The 20,903-nt window shown below is 30.0% G+C and carries 19 protein-coding genes; 3 read left to right on the top strand and 16 right to left on the bottom strand.

Annotated features, from left to right (window positions below; all coding sequences use genetic code 11):
- The first annotated feature begins 48 nt into the window (after positions 1 to 48).
- Entirely contained in the window at positions 49 to 1,503 is a 1,455-nt protein-coding gene (gene cls, locus ACUSRV_RS09105) for a cardiolipin synthase (protein WP_490141632.1), read from the top strand.
- A gap of 98 nt (positions 1,504 to 1,601) precedes the next feature.
- Here the strand turns inward: cls and ACUSRV_RS09100 are convergent, their stop codons facing one another.
- The 16 genes from ACUSRV_RS09100 to hydE form a co-directional block, all read right to left on the bottom strand.
- Positions 1,602 to 2,051, bottom strand: a complete 450-nt coding sequence (locus tag ACUSRV_RS09100; protein ID WP_490141631.1) for an MOSC domain-containing protein — start codon at positions 2,049 to 2,051, stop codon at positions 1,602 to 1,604.
- The gene (gene moaC / locus ACUSRV_RS09095; RefSeq protein ID WP_490141630.1) at positions 2,044 to 2,514 is read right to left on the bottom strand and encodes a cyclic pyranopterin monophosphate synthase MoaC; all 471 of its coding nucleotides are present in this window, start codon (positions 2,512 to 2,514) and stop codon (positions 2,044 to 2,046) included. Before moaC ends, ACUSRV_RS09100 begins: the two co-directional genes overlap by 8 nt.
- 1 nt (position 2,515) lies before the next feature.
- On the bottom strand, positions 2,516 to 4,417 hold the full coding sequence (locus ACUSRV_RS09090) for a molybdopterin biosynthesis protein (RefSeq protein WP_490141629.1): 1,902 nt from the start codon (positions 4,415 to 4,417) through the stop codon (positions 2,516 to 2,518).
- Between the two features lie 11 nt (positions 4,418 to 4,428).
- Positions 4,429 to 5,655 carry a molybdopterin molybdotransferase MoeA gene (locus ACUSRV_RS09085; RefSeq protein ID WP_490141628.1) on the bottom strand — a complete coding sequence of 409 codons (1,227 nt, stop codon included), beginning with the start codon at positions 5,653 to 5,655 and terminating at the stop codon, positions 4,429 to 4,431.
- Positions 5,656 to 5,668: 13 nt separating this feature from the next.
- Positions 5,669 to 6,349, bottom strand: coding sequence for a HesA/MoeB/ThiF family protein (locus tag ACUSRV_RS09080; RefSeq protein WP_490141627.1), 681 nt, complete (start codon positions 6,347 to 6,349; stop codon positions 5,669 to 5,671).
- Positions 6,350 to 6,571: a MoaD/ThiS family protein gene (locus tag ACUSRV_RS09075; RefSeq protein WP_490141626.1), complete on the bottom strand. Its 222-nt coding sequence runs from the start codon at positions 6,569 to 6,571 to the stop codon at positions 6,350 to 6,352.
- A gap of 17 nt (positions 6,572 to 6,588) precedes the next feature.
- A complete protein-coding gene (locus ACUSRV_RS09070; RefSeq protein WP_490141625.1) occupies positions 6,589 to 8,436 on the bottom strand; it encodes an aldehyde ferredoxin oxidoreductase family protein in 1,848 nt (615 codons plus the stop codon).
- Between the two features lie 17 nt (positions 8,437 to 8,453).
- Positions 8,454 to 9,074, bottom strand: coding sequence for an ABC transporter ATP-binding protein (locus ACUSRV_RS09065; RefSeq protein ID WP_490141624.1), 621 nt, complete (start codon positions 9,072 to 9,074; stop codon positions 8,454 to 8,456).
- Position 9,075: 1 nt separating this feature from the next.
- Positions 9,076 to 9,765, bottom strand: a complete 690-nt coding sequence (locus ACUSRV_RS09060; protein WP_490141623.1) for an ABC transporter permease — start codon at positions 9,763 to 9,765, stop codon at positions 9,076 to 9,078.
- 12 nt (positions 9,766 to 9,777) lie between these two features.
- Positions 9,778 to 10,638, bottom strand: a complete 861-nt coding sequence (locus ACUSRV_RS09055) for an ABC transporter substrate-binding protein (RefSeq protein ID WP_490141622.1) — start codon at positions 10,636 to 10,638, stop codon at positions 9,778 to 9,780.
- 78 nt (positions 10,639 to 10,716) lie between these two features.
- Positions 10,717 to 11,478 carry a formate dehydrogenase accessory sulfurtransferase FdhD gene (fdhD, locus tag ACUSRV_RS09050; RefSeq protein WP_490141621.1) on the bottom strand — a complete coding sequence of 254 codons (762 nt, stop codon included), beginning with the start codon at positions 11,476 to 11,478 and terminating at the stop codon, positions 10,717 to 10,719.
- Entirely contained in the window at positions 11,475 to 12,086 is a 612-nt protein-coding gene (mobA, locus tag ACUSRV_RS09045) for a molybdenum cofactor guanylyltransferase (protein ID WP_490141620.1), read from the bottom strand. Before mobA ends, fdhD begins: the two co-directional genes overlap by 4 nt.
- Before the next feature lie 8 nt (positions 12,087 to 12,094).
- Positions 12,095 to 12,586, bottom strand: coding sequence for a MogA/MoaB family molybdenum cofactor biosynthesis protein (locus ACUSRV_RS09040; RefSeq protein ID WP_490141619.1), 492 nt, complete (start codon positions 12,584 to 12,586; stop codon positions 12,095 to 12,097).
- A gap of 18 nt (positions 12,587 to 12,604) precedes the next feature.
- Positions 12,605 to 15,319, bottom strand: a complete 2,715-nt coding sequence (gene fdhF / locus ACUSRV_RS09035) for a formate dehydrogenase subunit alpha (protein ID WP_490141783.1) — start codon at positions 15,317 to 15,319, stop codon at positions 12,605 to 12,607.
- Positions 15,320 to 15,339: 20 nt separating this feature from the next.
- Positions 15,340 to 16,575, bottom strand: coding sequence for a [FeFe] hydrogenase H-cluster maturation GTPase HydF (hydF, locus tag ACUSRV_RS09030; protein ID WP_490141618.1), 1,236 nt, complete (start codon positions 16,573 to 16,575; stop codon positions 15,340 to 15,342).
- Positions 16,559 to 17,872 carry a [FeFe] hydrogenase H-cluster radical SAM maturase HydE gene (hydE, locus tag ACUSRV_RS09025; RefSeq protein ID WP_490141617.1) on the bottom strand — a complete coding sequence of 438 codons (1,314 nt, stop codon included), beginning with the start codon at positions 17,870 to 17,872 and terminating at the stop codon, positions 16,559 to 16,561. Before hydE ends, hydF begins: the two co-directional genes overlap by 17 nt.
- Before the next feature lie 249 nt (positions 17,873 to 18,121).
- Here hydE and ACUSRV_RS09020 point away from each other — a divergent pair, with 249 nt between their 5' ends.
- Entirely contained in the window at positions 18,122 to 18,640 is a 519-nt protein-coding gene (locus ACUSRV_RS09020; RefSeq protein WP_490141616.1) for an NADH-quinone oxidoreductase subunit NuoE family protein, read from the top strand.
- A gap of 28 nt (positions 18,641 to 18,668) precedes the next feature.
- Entirely contained in the window at positions 18,669 to 20,546 is a 1,878-nt protein-coding gene (locus tag ACUSRV_RS09015; RefSeq protein ID WP_490141615.1) for an NADH-ubiquinone oxidoreductase-F iron-sulfur binding region domain-containing protein, read from the top strand.
- Positions 20,547 to 20,903: the final 357 nt, after the last annotated feature.

The raw sequence follows: 20,903 nt of genomic DNA, 5'->3' as shown, positions 1-20,903 counted from the left end.
GATTTAATTTATTTATTATTAAGATATATTAAACAAGGAGGATTTATATTGTCATATCTAACTAACTACAATATTTTAGTAACAACTATATATATAATCAATTTTTTAGTTGTACTTAATTTGGTTTTCAGAGAAAGAAGAAGCTTGTATTCAACATTAGGTTGGATTTTAGTTTTAATAATTCTCCCTCCTTTAGGATTTATATTATATCTTTTATTTGGAAGATATTTAGGCAAAGATAAAATGTTTAGATTAAAAAGCAAAGAAGATAACGCACTTGATAAATACATATTTGAAACAGAAATCTTGTTAAATAAGGATTACAATTTAGATAATCATACAGCTACTAATAAAGACATTATATCTATGTTTTTAAAACTAAATAAATTTTTATATACAAAAAACAATAAAGTTTCTATATATACCGATGGAAGTGAATTTTTTAATGAATTGTTACAAGAAATAAAAAAGGCGAAGAAGTTTATAAACATACAATTTTATATATTTAAGGATGATACTATAGGAAAAGAAATAATAAATGCCTTAACTGATAAATTAAAAGAAGGTGTAGAAGTTAGGCTTTTGTATGACAGTGTTGGAAGTAGCAAACTATCTATGAAATCCTTTAATAAATATAAACGATACGGAGGAAAAATCGAAGGATTTTTTCCTTCATTCTTAAAAATATTTAACTTAAACATAAACTATAGAGATCATAGAAAAACAGTTGTAATAGATGGAAAGACTGGCTTTGTTGGAGGATTTAATGTAGGAGATGAATACCTAGGAAAAAATCTTAAATTTGGCTATTGGAGAGATACTCACATAAAAATACAAGGAAATGCTGTAAATAGCCTAAACCTTAGGTTTATAATGGATTGGAGATATGCCTCTAAGGAGGACATAGACTTTACAAAATATATATATAATGACCATAGTGAAAATGGTGATGTAGATATTCAAATAGTTTCAAGTGGACCTGATTCACTTGAATATGATGAAATAAAATACGGCTATTTAAAAATGATACAAAAGGCAAAAGATTATATATATATTCAATCTCCATATCTTATTTTAGATTCAAGCCTATTAGATTCTTTAAAAATAGCATCACTTTCTGGAGTAGATGTACGAATAATGATTCCAGGCAAGCCAGATCATCCTCTTGTTTATTGGGCATCTTATTATTATGCAGGAGAACTTTTAGATTTTGGAGTCAAAGTCTATACTTACGATAAGAACTCTTTTCTACACTGTAAAACTATAGTAATAGATGACTTATTATGTTCTATAGGAACAGCAAATATGGATATACGTAGCTTTGCACTAAATTTCGAGATAAATGCATTTATGTATTCAAATGATATAGCACTAAAACAAAAACATATATTTGAAAATGATATAAAAAACTCTATGGAATTAACAAAACAAATTTATGCAGAAAGATCTACATCTATAAAAATCAAAGAATCTATAGGTAGATTACTATCACCTATATTGTAAAATTCGCGACACTCAGGTCGCCAATGACCTTGAAATACAAGTACCTTGCTCAAGTTTATATTTTGGATATTAAAAAGTGCTAGAAACTTTCTAGCACTTTATTCATTAATATATTCAATTACTTCTATTTTGTCATTACACCTTATTTTTCCACCTAATACTACCTTTGTGAATATTACCTCTTTAGGCATAACACAATCTAATTTGGCTTTTATCTCACATTGAGAGTAACATTCCTTACCTATTTGAGTAATCTCTTGAATAGTTTCTCCTATTTTAATTTTAGATCCAACATGCAAATCATATAAAACAATATCTTGCGTAGTTATATTTTCTGTAAATTTACTAGTACATAATCCTTCTACTCCGAGAGATTTTATTTTATTTATACTTTCAATACTTAATAAACTAACTTGCCTATTATGGTTTCCGCAATGTTTATCCCCTAGAAGTCCATAATCTTGTTTAAAAATGCCATTTTCTATGGACTTTTTTATTCCTTTTTCTTCACTTATATTTATTGATAATACCTTTCCTAATTTATTCATTTCTTACATACTCTCCGCTTTTTCCCCCGACTTTTTTTACAAGTCTTATATTATTTATAACCATATCTTTATCTATAGCCTTACACATATCATATATAGTAAGGGCAGCCATTGATACAGCAGTTAACGCTTCCATTTCTACTCCTGTTTTTCCTATGGTAGAAACTGTGGCTTCTATTTCTATTTCGTCTTCTAGTACATTAAAATTTATATCTGCTCCGCTTAAAAATATATTGTGGCACATAGGTATTAAATCCCATGTTTTTTTTGCACCCATTATTCCACCTACTTGAGCAACAGACAATACATCCCCTTTTTTTATTTTTCCTTGTTTTATTACCTCTATAGTTTCAGGATTCATCTCTATGCTTCCTTTAGCTATAGCAGTTCTTTTAGTATCATTTTTTTCACTTACATCTACCATTTTAGCTTTTCCATGTTCATTAAAATGAGTTAATTCCATCTTATCCTCCTATATAAATAACATCACCTATGTTGTCTAGTTCATATCCTCCAAGTTCATTAATTTTTTCTTTAAACTCATCACTTTTTAATATAGATATGAACTTTTTTATTTTAACATCTTCTAAATTCTCTTTGTATACTAAAAAATCATAACTTTCATATCCTACTGGTACAAAATCTAAATCCATAGCTTTTGCAGCTGATAAAACTCCTAATCCTGTATCTGCAGATCCACTTTTAACACTAACAGCCACAGCCATATGAGTATTCATTTCTCTTTCATATCCATTTACACTATTTGTATCTATGTTTAATTTTTTTATATTATAATCTAGGAGAATTCTCGTCCCAGCTCCTCTTTGTCTGTTTATATACGATAAATCCTTTCTAGATAAATCTGCAAAATTATTTATATTCTTAGGATTTCCACTTTGAACTATAAATCCTTGAAGACGCTTTACACCTTTTATTAAAGCCATATCTTCATTATTAAAATATTTTTTTATATAACTTATATTGTATTCTCCAGTATTTTCGTCTAATAAATGTATTGGAGCTATATGAGCTTCTTTTCTCTTCATTGCCATTATTCCGCCCATACTTCCAACATGTCCCGATGACAAATTAAGCATATCCCCTATTAAATCCATTATTATATCATGACTTCCTATTGACACTAATGAGCTTTTTATTTCTTCAAGAGATTTTATAATCCTAACATCTACTTTACTTCCTGCATCTATACCTTCACTTTTCCTAGGTATTTCTAAAAATCCATCTGCCTTAACTAAACTCATCGTAACCCCCGCCCCTCTAGTTAAAGGAGTTGCTATTAGCTTATTATTTACATAACCTAAGTTTACCCTTACTATCTCTTTATTTTTAAGTGACGATACTAATCTTTTTGATAATATAGCATCGTAAATTTCTTCATTTTCTTTTTCTAACCCAATATACTTATAAATTAAAGGCTTAGCAAACTCTTCAAATGCTATATAAGATGATACAGGATAACCTGGTATACCTATAATTGGTTTTTCATTAATTATGCCTAGTATAGTTGGTTTACCTGGCTTTAATGCAACTCCATGCACTATTACTTCGCCTATTTCTCTTATTATTTTAACTACATAATCTTCACTTCCAGCTGATGTACCTGCATTTGTTATTACTATATCATTATTTTTAGAAGCTTCCTCTATAAGTTTTTTTAAGTTATGGTAATTGTCTTCTTGAGGAGAATATCTATTAGGTATACCTCCATATTTAAAAACTAAGTTTTCAAAAACTCTTGAGTTTGAATCTATTATTTTTCCTTCTTTTAGTTCTTCCACACTCTCTACTATTTCAGATCCTGTAGGTATAATAGCTACACTAGGTTTTTTATATACCATTACTTTGTTTATTCCACCAGCAATTAATGCCCCTATATCCATAGGACGAACTTTATGTCTAGATGGTATTATCATCTCTCCAACTACTATATCCTCTCCTATAGGCCTTATATGTTGCCATGGATATGCAGGAGATAATATTTTAATACTATTCTCATCAAATTCTATAACATCTTCTATCATTATAACGGCATTATATATATCTTTTATAACATTTCCTGTGTTTACATACACAAAGTCTTTATTTTTAGTAAGAACTTTTGGGTTTATTTCGCTCGCTCCATATGTATTTTGTGCTAAAATCGCTATTCCGTCCATTGCTGCACTATTATAGTGAGGAGATGATATATTTGCATATACAGCGCTATATGTAACTCTATCTAAGGAGTCATATACGCTTATTTCTTCATATTCAATTTTGGTAGATTTAAATTTAGAGAAATAAAGTTCTTTAGCTTCATCTATATCTATGTTTGATATATATATATTTCTATCTTCTTTTTTCATCTATTCTCCCCCTAAAACAAATGTACTTTTACCTCTTGTCCTTTATATAGTCCTTCATTATCTCCATCCAAAATTACATATCCACATGACTTAGATAATAACGTTATCATAGATGATTTCCCAAAGTTAGGTATAGCATAGTATTTTTCATCTCTTTCTTCTATACTTACCATTTGATATGTTTGTTTTCCTGGAGATGAATGCAGATTGCTATCTATAATAGCATTAATGCTATAATTATTATCTTTTATATTTAATAATTCACTTACAAGGTATTCTACAAATATTTTAAAAACTAATAAAGCTGAAACTGGATGTCCTGGAAGTCCAAAAACTGGTTTATTACAACACTCTCCTAATATAGTTGGTTTACCTGGTTTTAGTGCCACTCCATGTACTAATATCCCTTGTCCATCAAAGGAATTTATAACATCATGAGTAAAGTCTCTAACCCCTACAGAACTTCCCCCCGAAATTAATATTATATCACTATCTTCTATACCATTTTTCACTTCTTCTCTCAATAAATTATAGTCGTCTTTAACTATTACTTTGTTAACGACGGTTCCACCTAACTTACTTATAAGTCCATGAATTGCATATCCATTTATATCCCTTATTTTCCCAAATTTTAATTCTTCACCTATATCTATGATTTCATCTCCTGTAGATATAATATAAAATTTTATGCCTTTATAAACATCTACCTCTTTAATACCTAATGCTGCAAGTACTCCAATATCTTGGTAAGCTACTTTTTTCCCTTTATTTAATACTATCTGTCCATTTTTTATATCGTCACCTTTGTAAACAATGTTTTCTCCTATGGATACAGGCTTGTGTATAGCTATTGTATTTTCGTCTAGCTTTTCTACATATTCTATCATTATAACAGCATCAGCCCCTTCAGGCATCATACCTCCTGTAGGAACATAAATAGCATTTCCAGATGATATACTTTCTTTAGCTATACACCCCATCTCAACTTCTCCTACTAAGTTCAAAAATGAAGGCATAGAATCACTACAACCATGGCTATCACTATTTCTTATTGCATATCCATCTACAGTTGATCTATCAAAATCAGGTACATTACATTCTGATATTATATCTGAGCTCAATACTTTACCCAAAGAATCTATTATATTAATCTTTTCAGATTCTATTTTCATATTTCTAAAATTCTTTTTTATTAATTCTTTTACTTCATCTACGGATAATACATTTAAAAAATTCATTTACTATCCTCCTTTAAAAACTTATTGTCTCAAATTCATTATTTAAGAGATCTATGTACAAAACCTTATTTCTCAGTAAATCTCCCTTATTATTTAAAAGTTTTATAGCTTCACAAGCCTGTATCGAAGCTATACATGGTGGTATAAATGATGGGTTTCCTAGTTCTTTTTCTACACCTACATTTCCATGTTTATATATTTTATTTAATGTTTTGTCACCTGGAAAAACAGTAGTAACTTGTCCATAAAAACTTGCTATCGCTCCATGTACAAAAGGTACATTTAAATTTTCACATACTTCTTGAACTAACATCCGCGTTTCTATATTATCTAAACAGTCTATTACTATATCATGACCACACAGTATTTCATAAGCATTATCTATGTTTAACATAGAATGTATTGGGCTTACTTTTATTTCTGGATTTATTATTTGTAAATCATTTTTTGTTTTTGTTACTTTATTAATTCCTATTGAATTAACATCAGAAAATACCTGCCTATTTAGATTGGAGATAGCAAAGCTATCTCCATCTACAATAGTTAAATATCCTATACCAAATCTAGATAGTATTTGGATTACATATCCACCTAATCCTCCACATCCTAAAACACAAACTTTCTTTTCAAATAAATTTTTTAATTCTTCAATGGAAAAAGTTTTCATATTTTTAGAATATCTTTCAAAGTCCATTTAACCGCCTCCTACAGGAGGAAAAATAGATAAAATATCTCCATCGTTTATTTGAGTATCTAATGTTGCATCTCTTCCATTTAATAGCAACATAGCTATTTCTTCCTCTTTTATATTTAGTATATCTAAAATTTCTCTAATATCTTTAGCGTCAATATAAGATCTACGGATTCTACCTTCTCTTAGTGTAGCGAACAATCTTATCTCTATTTTTTTGTTCATTTGTATACCTCTTTATTTTAGCCTTGAGAAGTTATTTCTTCTAATCTATATTCTTCTAACCCTAACTCTTTTAATTTTTCTAATGTAATAACTCCATCTTCATTCCATCCTCTTTCTTTATAATATACATCAAGCATTTCTGATAATGGATGCACTTCTCCTTTTGATGGACCTTCGGATACCGGATCTTCTAATAATCTCTTTGGAAGACTATCATCAGATTTAGTAAAACCAGAATTTAAATTATATAATTTTTCTAGATTCCAAATTCTGTCTCCAGCTTTCATTATGCTTTCTTCTGTATGGTCAGTTCCACAACATGAATTATATAAATCTACATAATCTTGAACATCTTTTAATCCAAATGTCGTGAACACACATAGTCCAAGGGCATCAATTACCGCTGTGAAGTTTTGTATGCCTATAGTAGCTTTAACCTTTTCTAAATCACTTGAAAATCTATCTAATTTTTCTGGATAACCTAGTATTTCAGGATTTATCATATATCCTTTTATATGGCATCCTCCACGGTTATTAGTAGCATAATTTAGTCCTATCCCTTTAGCTCCCCTTGGGTCATAAGCAGCTATTTCTTGTTTTTTTACTGTCATAGATGCTTCTGGGTAAGAGTACTTTTCACATAATCTATGAGAACCTTCTGCTAGTTTATCTCCAAATCCTTCTTTTCTTCCCATTTTTTCTACCCATTTTACTATAGATTCACCATCTCCCCAGTTCAATGTAGCATCATCATTTTTTATATCATCATTAGATATATATCCTTTTTCATATAACTCCATTGCTGCAGCTATTGTAGCTCCTGCTGATATTGTATCAAGTCCATATTCATTACAAAGCATGTTAGCTTCATTTACATAATTCATATCAAACATATTACAATCAGCACCAAATGACCATATAGTTTCATACTCTGGGCCACCTACTACTTTTCCATCTCTTAACTTAACTTCTCTCCCACAACCTATAGGACATGCTGCACAATGGGTATTTCTAGTTAAATGATCCTTTGTAAGAGATTCACCGCTTATTGGTTCTATAACATCTGGATCTGTATATGAACCTTGGAAATTCTTTACTGGGTGCATTCCATTTTCATTTATTATATTTACAAGTACTGCTGTTCCATAAGTAGGAAGTCCACTTCCTCCAACGGGGTCATTTCTAAGTTTATTTGATTTTTCCTTTACTACTTCTTTGAATTTTTCTTTATGTGCTATTTCAACAGTTTTAGTTCCACGAGCAACTATTGCCTTTAGATTTTTAGATCCTAAAACTGCTCCAAGGCCTCCTCTTCCTGCCGCTCTTTCAACATCATTCATTACAGCAGCCATAGGAGATAAATTTTCTCCTGCTGGTCCTATACATAATACTTTATGTTTATCAGATGTTTCAGCCTTTAAAGTTTCAGTAGCTTTAGATACAACATTTCCCCATATATGAGATGCGTCTTTTATTTCTACTTTTTCATCTTCAATAACTATATAAACTGGACTTTCTGATTTTCCTTCAACTATCATCATGTCTACGCCAGCTCTTTTTAATTGAGTTCCCCAAAACCCTCCTGAGTTTGCTATGCCTATTGCATTTGTAAGTGGAGATTTAGTTACTACCATATATCTTCCACCAGTTGGAGCAGTAGTTCCTGTTAATGGCCCTGTAGCAATTATTACCTTATTTTCTTCACTTAGAGGCTCTACATTAGGGTCTACTTCATCAATATATGTCTTTACCCCTAATCCCCTGCATCCTATGTAGTCATAGGCACTTTTTTCATTTAGTGCCTCAAATTTACACTCTTTAGTACTTAAATTAATTCTTAAAACTTTCCCCATATACCCAAACATAAAAATTCCCCCTGATATTAAATTTTATTAAGAGTTATTATATTATCACATAAGCTTTCAGCTTGTTCTTTGTTATGGGTTATAATAATAACTGTAGCTTTTTCTCTTTTGCGATAATCTAATAGTTCCCTTTCTATAATATTTATGCTGTTAGAATCAATGTTAGAAGTTGGCTCATCCAGCATAAGTATTTTTGGTTTGAACACCATTGCCCTAGCAATAGATACCTTTTGTTGTTCTCCACCTGATAACTTACTTGCATTCATATCTTTTAAATTGTATATATCTAATCTATTTAAAATATCTTTTATTTTACTTTCTTGTTCATTTCTCTTTATATTTCTTATTTCTAGTGGGTAAGCTATAGTCTTATATACTGATCTATTTAAAAGCCTAGGCTTTTGAAATATCAAAGTTATTTCCTTTTGTATATTCTTGTTTAGAGCCTGACCACTATATAAAATTTCTCCTTCATAATCTTTATCAATTCCAGCTATTATATTTAATAAAGTGGTTTTTCCTGCTCCATTTTCTCCAACTATTCCTGTTATTTTATTACAATCTATATTTAAGCTAGGTATATCTAAAATAAGCTTATCTTTATAATACTTTTTTAGATTTTTTATTTCAATATCCACTTTAATCCTCCACATAATTTGTATAAGTTATAATATTCACTATAAAAGATATAAAAAGTAATACTATACCTAAGGCTATAGCCATTGAATAGTCCCCCATTGAATTAAACATAGCAATTGACGTTGTCATAACCCTTGTGTATCCTTTTATGTTTCCTCCAACTACCATAACAGCTCCAACTTCAGATATTGCCCTTGAAAATGCAGTTATAATATTTATAAATATATCATTTTTTAATTCTTTTATAATAAGCACTATAATTTGTAATTTATTTGCACCTAGTGTTATACCTAGTTTTTCTATTTCGCTTCCCCTTGATTTTGCTAAATTATATGTAAGTCCTAATATTAATGGAGAAACTAATATAAATTGTGCTATTATCATAGCTTCATATGTATACATAATATCCAAAAATCCCAAAGGTCCATTTCTAGTGAAAGTTATGGCTATTACTAATCCTACTATTACAGATGGTATACTCATAGAAGTATATAAAAGTCTTGAAAATATTTTTTTGAATTTAAATTCTGTTATTCCTAAATATATTCCTATGGGAATAAAAAAAACAGAAGATATAAATGTAGCTAGACATGATACTTTTAAAGATAAAAATATTATTGAATATAATTCTTTATCAAAATTTAGTAACATATTTATGCTTTCCTTAATACCTTCTATTATATAATTCATTACTTCCTCCTATTATTTTGCATTTGGTATAAATAGAGATTCTCCGTATTTATCCTTACCAAATTCACCAATAAGCTTTTGTATTTCTTCACTTAGTATCCACTCTTCAAACTTTTTAGCCCCTTCAGAATTTAAATTTTCAAATTTTTCTGGGTTAACAACCATAACTCCATATTGATTATTTAGGTTTGTATCTTTTTCAATAACTATATCTAAATCTAAACTATCTTTCATAGCTAAATATGTTGCTCTATCAGATAACGTATATCCTTGTTTTTCACTTGCCATTTTAAGTACTTCTCCCATTCCAGAACCTGCTGATATATACCAATCCCCTTCTGGCTTTAAACTTGCTGATTCCCATAATCTTAATTCTTTTTTGTGAGTACCTGAGTCATCTCCTCTAGACACAAAAATATCTTTATTTTCGTATATAGAATTTAATCCTTGTTTTATTTTTTCATCCCCTGATACCTCTTTTAATTTTAATTTATCGTCCTTTGGCCCTACTAAGACAAAATCGTTATACATAACATCATGTCTTTCTTTAGCAAATCCTTCCTTTACAAACTCTTCTTCAGATTTACTATCATGTACTAAAAGCACATCTGCTTCCCCATTTTCACCCATTTCTATAGCTTTTCCAGTTCCAACCGCTACTGTTTTAACTTCTATACTAGTTTCCTCTGTAAACTTAGGAAGTAAATAATCCAAAAGACCACTGTCTTGCGTACTTGTAGTAGTAGATAATATAATACTTTGTGGTTTAGATTCTTTTGTTTCCTCCGATTCTTCTGTAGTGTTAGTACTAGTACATCCGACTAGAGAAAGTATCAAAATAACTAAAAGCGATAATAAATTTAATTTTTTCATCAAAACACCCCTTAATACAATGTACTTTATATTTTGTATTCTACAAAAAATACAAAAGTCCTACATTTATGTAGGACTTTAAAAATATATATTCATTTTATTTCCTCTAGCAAATCCTATTAAACCTATATTAAGGTCTTTCGCTATATCTATTGCTAAATTAGTTGGAGCTGATCTAGATATTATATGTGGAATACCTATTTTGGCACATTTTAAAATTACTTCTGACGTTATTCTTCCACTTGTAATAATTAATTTATCTTTTATAGATATATTTTCATAAAGGCATTTTCCTATAATTTTATCTAGTGCATTGTGCCTTCCTATATCCTCTTCAAAAAACAATATTTCATTATTATTACACAATCCTACACTATGAACTCCACCTGTGTCTAAAAATAATTCTGATTTTTTATTAAATGATTTCATTAAGTTTAATATGTCACTATGATTTATATTTATTTTAGTTTCTACTTTGTTACACTTTATTCCATCTATTATGTTATAAAATATACTTCCCTTTCCACACCCAGTTGTAATAGTTCTTTTTCCATATAATTTCTGAGATAATAAGTTTTTATTTTTAGTTTCAATATATCCATGACCTTTATCTTTGTCTATTTTTATATTTTCTATATCATCTACAGATTTTAAAATACCTTCTGAATGCAGAAATCCCACAGCTAAATGTTCTAATGATTTTGGAGAGCATAAAAGAGTTATAAATTCACTTTCATTTAAAAATATAGTAAACGGATATTCTACTATTACTAAATCTTCTTTTTCATTTAACTCATCTTCACTGTATTTATTTATATTGTATTTTTTAGTTACGTTCATACTATTTTCATTTCCTTTATATAATTATCTAAATCCTTTGGAGTGTTTAAATTTATAAAAATAGATTCATCGAATCTATTTTTATAAAATTCATCATCATTAATATAAACTAACCTCTTATTATTTAGCTCCAAGAACCCCAATATAGATTTTCTATTATTTTTATATATATGAAATTTTATATCATCATACATATTTTTATTATAAAATCCGTGAAAAGGTTCTATTCTTTCATTTATATGAGTTAAACAAGCATCTATTTCTAAATTATTTATTTTATTTTTAATATGCCTAATGTAGCTTAAATCTACATTAGGCATATCACATGCAATAAAATATACATACTTACTAATACTATTTTTTAATCCTACGTGGATTCCCCCAAGAGGTCCACATTGTTTTATTTCATCACTTACAACTTTGTAATTACTTTCTCTATAATACTCTGGATTATTACTTACTATAATTATGTCTTCAAATTCATATTTTAATTTATCAGCTATATTATATATTATTCTTTTTTCATCTATACATAATAGCTGCTTATCAAATCTCATTCTTGTACTTTTTCCACCTGCTAATATAACTGCAGATCCAAATAACTCCATAGTATCATCTACTTTCTAGCACAGTCACTAGCTTTACCAGTTAGTATTTCTAGTCCATGATGCAAGCTATCTATTATATATTCTAGTGATTCTTTTACAGCTTTTGGACTACCTGGCATGTTTACTATAAGTGTATTATTTCTTATTCCACTTACTCCTCTAGATAACATAGCTCTTTTAGTTATAGTAAGACTATAGTATCTCATAGCCTCAGATATACCTGGCGCTAATCTATTAACTACGTTTAGTGTAGCTTCAGGTGTTACATCTCTTTTTGAAAATCCTGTTCCACCTGTAGTTAATATTAAATCTACACAAAGTTCGTCTGACATATAAATCATTTCTTTTTCTAGTTCTTCTTTTTCATCTGGTAATACTATATATCTAATAACTTCATATCCGTTATGTGTTACTATATCTTTTATTAACTCTCCGCTTTTATCTTCTCGTTCTCCTACAGATCCCTTGTCACTTGATGTTATTATTCCTACCCTAAACATAATTTCCTCCTGGGTTCGCTATATCCCTTCCATTGCTACCTCTTGTATAGCTTCTTCACTTTCAGAAACCTTTTGAACATTTATTGCACATACCTTTAAATCTGGTATTTTACTTATACTATCTAAAGCAGTATTAGTTAAATAGTTTGCAGCTCCATCTGCAAAATGGAATGGCATAAAGAATATGTCTTCTTCTATTATATCCGTTATTTTAGCAGTGGTAATTATTTCCCCTCTTCTAGAAGATATCTTTAATTTTTCATTATCTAATATTCCTAGTTTTTTTGCTGTAATAGGATTAATTTCTATATAAGAGCTAGGAGCTTTTTCATTTAATCCATCTACTTTTCCTGTCATAGTTCTTGAATGATAGTGGTATAGTATTCTACCATTTATTAATACATATGGGTACTCTTCATTTGTTTCTTCATAACTTCTTATATAATCAGATGGAACAAATGTAGCTTTTCCCTTTGCAAAATTGTCTTTGTGTAAATACTTAGTTCCTAAATGATCTGATGTTGGGCATGGCCATTGTAGACTACCTTCTTCTAGCCTATCATAGTTTATCCCTCCATATTGAGGAGTAAGTGATGCTATTTCCTCCATTATTTCTCTTGGATTAGAATAATTTTTCTCATATCCTAATTTGTTCATAAGTTCCATAATTATTATCCAGTCCGGTTTTGAATTTCCTACTGGCTTTATTGCCTTTCTAACTCTTTGAACTCTTCTTTCAGTATTTGTAAATGTACCGTCTTTTTCAGCAAAAGAAGATGCAGGCAATACTACGTTTGCATATTCTGCCGTTTCTGTTAAGAATATATCCTGAACAACTAAGAAGTCTAAATGTTTTAAAGCTTTTTCTATATGATTTAAATCTGGGTCTGATATCATAGGGTTTTCCCCCATTATATATAAGAATTTAACTTTATCTTCTTCTATAGAGTTCATAATTTCAGGTAAGGTAAGACCAGCATCCCTTGAAAGTTCAGATTTCCAAGCTTTTTCAAACTTTTCTATGACATTTTCATCAGTTACATTTTGGTATCCAGTTAAAACATTAGGAAGTCCACCCATGTCACATGCCCCTTGGACATTATTTTGACCCCTTAGTGGATTAACGCCAGAGCTTTCCTTTCCTATATTACCGCAAAGTAGAGCTAAGTTTGATACACTCATAACTCCTTGTGTACCAGTTCTATGTTGAGTTATACCCATGGCATAAAATATACCTGCATTATCAGCTTTAGCATATAATCTAGCTGCTTTTCTTATATCCTCTGCATCTACGCCACAAATTCCTGAACATTTTTCTGGAGTATAATCCTTAACTATTTCTACTAATCCTTCGTAATTCTCAGTTCTTTCTTTTATATAATTTATATCTTGAAGATTTTCACTTATTATTACATTCATCATAGCATTAAGTAAAGCTATATTTGATCCAGGTTTTATTTGTAAGAACACATCTGCATACTTAGCAAGTTCTATTCTCCTTGGGTCTGCTACTATAAGTTTTGCACCCTTACTTACTGCCTGTTTTATTCTAGCTCCTATTATAGGATGATTTTCTGTTGTATTTGATCCTGTTACAAATATTGTATTCATATTCTCTATTTCTTCTATACTATTAGTCATAGCACCACTACCTAGTGTAGTTGCAAGCCCTGCAACTGTAGATGAGTGTCAGAGTCGAGCACAATGATCTACATTATTAGTTTTCATCACTGCTCTCATCATTTTTTGAAATAAATAATTTTCTTCGTTAGTACATCTAGCAGATGTTAATCCTGCAAATGAATTTGATCCAAATTCGTTATTTATTCTTTTATAATTTTCTACTATGTATTCGTATGCTTCATCCCAACTTACTTCCTCAAATACACCATTTTTCTTTATCAGTGGGCTCTTTAATCTATCTTTATGGTTTATAAATTTATAACCAAATTTACCCTTTACGCAAAGCAAACTATTATTTGATGCTCCATTAGCTGGTTCTGCACCAACTACTTTATTATTTTTCACCCTTAAATCTAATTGGCAACCCACTCCACAATATGAACAAGTAGTTCTTACTTTTTCTGTTTCCCAAAACATTTCATTTTTTGGAACCAAAGCGCCTACTGGACATACTGATACACAATTACCGCAAGATACACATCTTGATTCATTTAGTGGTTCTTCAAAGAAAGGTCTTACTATAGTTTCATATCCCCTATTAACACAGTCTATAGCATATGTTTGTTGAAGTTCTTCACATACCCTTACACACTTTTTGCACATTATACACTTGTTAGGATCGTATATATAAAAAGGATTACTCTCGTCTATTGGAAGGCTTTTATTATTATTTCTATATTTATTCTTGTCTATAGAATATAAATATTCTTGAGAATAATCCTGTAATTTACACGACCCTGTTTTACCACAAGTTGTACATTCAAGTGCATGATCTGCTATTATAAGTTCTAATATTTCTCTTCTTGCCATTCTTACTTTTCTGCTCGCTGTATATACTTCCATACCATCTCTTACTTTTGTTCCACATGCAGTTTCTAGAGATTTTTTTCCCTTTATCTCCACTACACATATCCTACATGACCCATGTGGAACTAATCTTTCATCATGGCAAAAGTTAGGTATATCTACTCCTATACTTTTACAAGCCTCTAAAATAGTGTAGTTTTTAGGTACACTATATTCTTCCCCATTAACCCTAATGGTTACCACTAGGCATCCCCCCGATTTTGTTATTTTATATTCCTATATGATTTTCTTATATCTGGAAATGGCTGTAAGGCTCTGTCTAACACCCCTGTTACATGGCCTATAAGTACTCCATAATTTACTATAGGAATATTATTTTGTTTAGCCTGTTCAACCCTAAATTGCATTTCCTTAGGGTTTAACATGCAGCCTCCACAATGCACTATAAGGCTATATTTATCTATCTCATCAATTGATGGATATGCTACTCCAGAAGACCACTCAAAATCTAATTTAGCATTTGCTATTTCCTCTATCCACTTAGGTATTTTGTCTTTACCTATATCCCCTTCTTGTCTATGATGAGTACATCCCTCACATATAAGTACCCTATCATTATCTTTTAAATGTTCTATTTTATTGATTCCAAGTACTAGTTCTTTTAAATCAGCTTTGTATCTAGCAAACAATATAGAAAAAGATGTTAAAGGTATATCATCTGGAACTATTTTGTCTACAACTTTAAATGCTTGAGAATCTGTTATTACTAAAGATGGCTTTTTACCTAAGTTTTCTAGAGTTTCTTTAAGCTCAGTCTCTCTAGTTACTATAGATATTGCTCCATTATCTATAATATCTCTTACAGTTTGTTGTTGTGGAAGTATAAGCCTTCCTTTTGGAGCCGCTTTGTCTATTGGCGTTACTAAAACTACATAATCGTACTTATTTATCAAATCTCCTACTATATATTTTTTTTCATAGTTTTGTGGTGTATTTTTTATAATAGCTTCTTTTAATTCATCTATACCATTTCTAGTTTTAGAACTTACCTTTATAATTTCTATGCCAAGCTCTTTTTTTATATGATTAAATACATTTTCGTCAATACCAGATATATCTGTTTTATTTAGCACTCCGATTGTGGGAATATTTTTGCTTTTTATATTGTTTAATATTTCTATATCAGCTTCACTAATTCCTTCATTTGAATCTATTACTATTAAAGCTACATCTATTTTGTTTAGTACTTGTAATGTCTTTTTTATTCTAAGTTCTCCTAAATCTCCTTCATCGTCTAATCCTGCTGTGTCAACTATCATTACTGGCCCTATTGGCAAAATTTCCATTGCTTTATAAACAGGATCAGTTGTTGTACCTGCTACATTTGATACTAGAGCTATATCTTGATTAGTCAATGCATTTATTAAGCTTGACTTACCTGCATTTCTTCTTCCAAATATTCCTATGTGAAGTCTATTACCTTTAGGCGTTTCTATCATCTTTAAATACCTCCCAGTCAATTTTTAAAAAAGAAGGAAACTTCTTATTAGCTTCAATTATAGAATCATATGCCGCTTTTAAATCTATCATATTTTTATCACTGTATATTTGGTAGTTTTCTCTATATTTAGCTGGAGTGTTTACAAGCATTAAAGTATTTGCTCCAGACATTAAAGCCTTTGCTTGATATTTAAGATCCACACTTGCAAGGGCAGTTGTAGCTGGTATAAATACCCTCTTACAAACAAGTCTAGTAACAGCAACAGCCTTTAATGTAAGCTCTGGACTTCCGGCTGGATACTTTTCAAGTGGTGTCCCCTTTGCCGGCAAGAATGGTCCTATTCCTATCATATTTATACCCATTTCTTTAAAGTAAAGTATATCCCTTGCTATATCCTCTTCTCTTTGTCCAGGAAGGCCTATAATACACCCAGACCCATTTAGATATCCTAATTCTTTTAAAATTTTAGAGCATTCAACTCTATGATCATAGTCATCATCTGGATGTACATGTTTAAATATTTCTCTATTAGTAGTTTCTATTTTTAGTAAATAATTATTTGCTCCTAATTTTTTAAAATATTCATATTCATCCTTTGTTCTTTCTCCTAGGCTTAAAGTTATTTTCATTCCTGTTTCACTTTTTATTCTAGTTATAATATCTCCCATTTTCTCTTTTGTCCACCATGTGTCTTCTCCAGATTGAAGTATTACTGTATGATGCCCCATAGCTTTTAATTCATGAACTACTTTCATTATTTCCTCTTCATCCATTCTATATCTTTCAAGTTCTGGGAGTTCCCTTCTAACACCACAATACTTACAATTTTTTATACAGTGATTAGAGAATTCTATTGCTGCTCTTATATCTACTACATCTCCTATTATCTTTTTTGTCATCTCATTAGCTGCTTTATAGAGCGCTTGTACCTCTGCTTCTCTATCTGTTTTTAACAACATTACTATATCTTCATAATTAAGTTCTTCTCCAACTTCAATTTTTTGAAGTATATTTAAAAACTCTTCCCTTATAACTTTATTTTTTAATCTTTCTACTAAACCGCTTATCTTTTCTGTTTTATCTTCATAAATTCCAGATATTACTATATTGTTATCTAGTAAAAGCTTCTTTGTCTTTTCTAAATTATCTTCATTTACTTTTATAGCTATTGCACATACAGTTCCATACTCTGAAGGTGCTGGAACTAAAGATGTATTTATATCATTATCTTTTAAAATCTTATCCCCTTTTAACATATGACTAGTTGAACCTGTTAATATTAGATAGTTTTTCATTATGTTTCCTCCTATCGATATGAGTCTCTTTTTCATTATACAACTTTGTTAATAATCCGACAATAAATTCTAAATACTACAACTTATTAATATTTTATTTTTATTAATGTATTATAAATTGACTAATATTTAACTAATTCTGATTATTAAAAATTATTCTAATAATCTATTAATTATATTATAATATATTAACTAAGGTATTTAGGAGTTTTGGAAATTATTTATTTTTAAATAAGGGGGAATAAATAAATGTGTAGCTTTCACGAGAGAAACAATCAAAAGTTTAGTGAGTTAGAGGGATTTATAAACTCTATTGCTAACAAAGAAGGAGCTTTGATACAAGTTCTTCATAAGGCTCAAGGGATATTTGGATATTTACCAAAAGAAGTTCAATTATATGTATCAGAGAAGTTAAATTTATCTCCCGCTAAGGTTTATGGGGTTGTTAGTTTCTACTCATATTTCACAACGGAACCAAAAGGCGAGTATAAAATTAATGTTTGTTTAGGTACGGTATGTTTCGTAAAAGGTTCTGATAAAATATTAGCTGAGTTTGAAAAACAATTGGGCATAAAATCTGGTCAGACAACAAAAGATTTTAAATTTAGTTTAGATGGATTAAGGTGTGTAGGTGCATGCGGTTTAGCTCCAGTTGTTGTCATAAATGATAAAGTTTATGGACATGTAAAGCCTGAAGAGGTTGTAGGAATATTAGAAGAATATAAAAAAGTTCAAGCAGAATTAGAAGCTGCTATTGTAGAAGCTTAAAAATTATTTAGAGAGGGGGGATATCAGTATGACTAAAATAAATTCAATAAATGAGTTATTATCTTTAAGAGATAAAGTAAAGCCTTCATTAGAATTAAGAAAAGAATGTTTTAGCGGTGAAACAAGAAAAAGGGATATATTAGTATGTGGGGGTACGGGTTGCCAATCATCTCAAAGTGAAAAAATAATAGAAAATTTAAATGCTCATATAAAAAATGCAGGTCTCGAAGACGATGTTCGTGTATCATTAACAGGATGCTTTGGGTTCTGTGCTGAAGGACCTATAGTTAAAGTTCATCCTGATGATGTATTTTATGTAAGGGTTTCTATAGATGATACAGAAGAAATAATTAAAGAACATATAATCAACGGAAATCATATAGATAGATTACTTTTTGAAGAGCCTTCTATAAAACAAAAAGTACATAGACATCACGATATGTCATTTTATAAAAAACAAAATCGTATAGCTTTAAGGAATTGTGGTCATATAAATCCTGAAGATATAAATGAATATATAGCAAGTGAAGGATATTTAGCTCTAGGAAAATGTCTAACTTCGTTAAACGAAGACGATGTTATTAATGAAATAAAACTATCTGCATTAAGAGGCAGAGGTGGAGCAGGTTTCCCTACAGGTGTTAAATGGGAAGCTGCAAAGATATCCAAAAATAATCAAAAATATGTAATATGTAATGCTGATGAAGGTGATCCAGGGGCATTTATGGATAGATCTATACTTGAGGGAGATCCTCATAGCGTACTAGAAGCCATGGCTATATGTGGATATTCAATAGGAGCAGATACTGGATATATATACATACGTGCAGAATATCCACTTGCAATACATAGATTAGAAGTTGCAATAAACCAAGCTAGGGAATTAGGTTTGTTAGGAAAAAATATATTAGGAACAGATTTTAATTTTGACATAGAACTTAAATATGGTGCTGGAGCATTTGTATGTGGAGAAGGTACTGCTTTAGTTCATTCTATTGAAGGAAAACGTGGAGAACCTAAAATGAACATAGTCTTCCCTACTGAAAGAGGATTATGGGAAAAACCGACTTGTTTAAATAATGTGGAGACTTTCGCCAGCATCCCAATAATAATAAATAATGGTGGCCAATGGTATAAAGAGATGGGTACAGAAAATTCATCAGGTACTAAAGTTTTTGCCCTTGGTGGCAAGGTGCACAACGTAGGTCTTGTCGAAGTTCCTATGGGTACTACATTAAGAGAAATAGTATATGAAATAGGTGGAGGAATACCTAATAATAGAAATTTTAAAGCTGTACAAACTGGCGGTCCATCTGGTGGATGTATTCCTACTAAGCACTTAGATACTCCTATTGATTTTGGATCATTAAGTGCTATAGGTTCTATGATGGGTTCTGGTGGTATGTTAGTTCTTGATGATTCTGATTGTATGGTTAATATTTCTAAATTCTTTTTAGAATTTACAGTTGAAGAATCTTGTGGTAAATGTACTCCTTGCCGTATAGGAAATAAACGTTTACATGAAATATTAACTAAAATAACAGAAGGTCAAGGCACTGAAAAAGATTTAGATGATTTACACAATTTAGCACAAACTATAAAAGATACTTCTTTATGTGGGCTAGGCAAATGCGCTCCTAACCCAGTATTAAGTACACTTGAGTATTTTATGGATGAATATAGGGCTCATGTTATAGATAAAAAATGCCCAACTGGTAAATGTCAAGCACTTCTAAACTTCTATATAACGGATAAGTGTATAGGATGTACTAAATGTTCTAGAGTATGTCCTGCTAATGCTATAAACGGAAAAGTAAAGGAAAAACATGAAGTAGATATTGATAAATGTTTAAAATGTGGTGCTTGTATGGACAATTGTAAGTTTGGAGCTATAGTAAAAAAATAATTTAAACATATTTAGCGGGAGTAAATACAATCACTATTATATCTACTCCCCTATTAAAGGTTTTGATATTATATTTTATAGCTTTTTAGAAATATAAATATTTTTATAACCTCTTGTTTGAACTTTTCTCTTTACCTTTATTTAATAAATAAACTATTTTGTTTTCGTTAATTATATTACAATTTTTCATAATGCTTTATCGTTTTCTACGAGCTTGTCAATAGTTTGACATATTTTTTAAAGTGGTCTTACCAATTCTCTTTTCATTTTTAGTATTTTTTTGTCGCTTAATTAAGAATTTAAAGTTTTTTTGCAATTTTAACTACTAAAAAGTCTTTTATTAATTTGATAATTATA

It is taken from the genome of Sporacetigenium sp. TC11, from assembly GCF_058146105.1.
This window is presented reverse-complemented; position numbering and strand designations above follow the sequence as displayed.

Coding starts and splice junctions, on each gene's coding strand:
- ACUSRV_RS09055 (WP_490141622.1), bottom strand. CDS start 10,638: ATGAAAAAATTAAATTTATTATCGCTTTTAGTTATTTTGATACTTTCT.
- ACUSRV_RS09090 (WP_490141629.1), bottom strand. CDS start 4,417: ATGAAAAAAGAAGATAGAAATATATATATATCAAACATAGATATAGAT.
- hydF (WP_490141618.1), bottom strand. CDS start 16,575: ATGATAGAAACGCCTAAAGGTAATAGACTTCACATAGGAATATTTGGA.
- ACUSRV_RS09015 (WP_490141615.1), top strand. CDS start 18,669: ATGACTAAAATAAATTCAATAAATGAGTTATTATCTTTAAGAGATAAA.
- ACUSRV_RS09020 (WP_490141616.1), top strand. CDS start 18,122: ATGTGTAGCTTTCACGAGAGAAACAATCAAAAGTTTAGTGAGTTAGAG.
- fdhD (WP_490141621.1), bottom strand. CDS start 11,478: ATGAACGTAACTAAAAAATACAATATAAATAAATACAGTGAAGATGAG.
- ACUSRV_RS09040 (WP_490141619.1), bottom strand. CDS start 12,586: ATGTTTAGGGTAGGAATAATAACATCAAGTGACAAGGGATCTGTAGGA.
- ACUSRV_RS09075 (WP_490141626.1), bottom strand. CDS start 6,571: ATGAACAAAAAAATAGAGATAAGATTGTTCGCTACACTAAGAGAAGGT.
- ACUSRV_RS09060 (WP_490141623.1), bottom strand. CDS start 9,765: ATGAATTATATAATAGAAGGTATTAAGGAAAGCATAAATATGTTACTA.
- moaC (WP_490141630.1), bottom strand. CDS start 2,514: ATGGAATTAACTCATTTTAATGAACATGGAAAAGCTAAAATGGTAGAT.
- ACUSRV_RS09080 (WP_490141627.1), bottom strand. CDS start 6,349: ATGGACTTTGAAAGATATTCTAAAAATATGAAAACTTTTTCCATTGAA.
- hydE (WP_490141617.1), bottom strand. CDS start 17,872: ATGAAAAACTATCTAATATTAACAGGTTCAACTAGTCATATGTTAAAA.
- mobA (WP_490141620.1), bottom strand. CDS start 12,086: ATGGAGTTATTTGGATCTGCAGTTATATTAGCAGGTGGAAAAAGTACA.
- ACUSRV_RS09070 (WP_490141625.1), bottom strand. CDS start 8,436: ATGTTTGGGTATATGGGGAAAGTTTTAAGAATTAATTTAAGTACTAAA.
- ACUSRV_RS09100 (WP_490141631.1), bottom strand. CDS start 2,051: ATGAATAAATTAGGAAAGGTATTATCAATAAATATAAGTGAAGAAAAA.
- ACUSRV_RS09085 (WP_490141628.1), bottom strand. CDS start 5,655: ATGAATTTTTTAAATGTATTATCCGTAGATGAAGTAAAAGAATTAATA.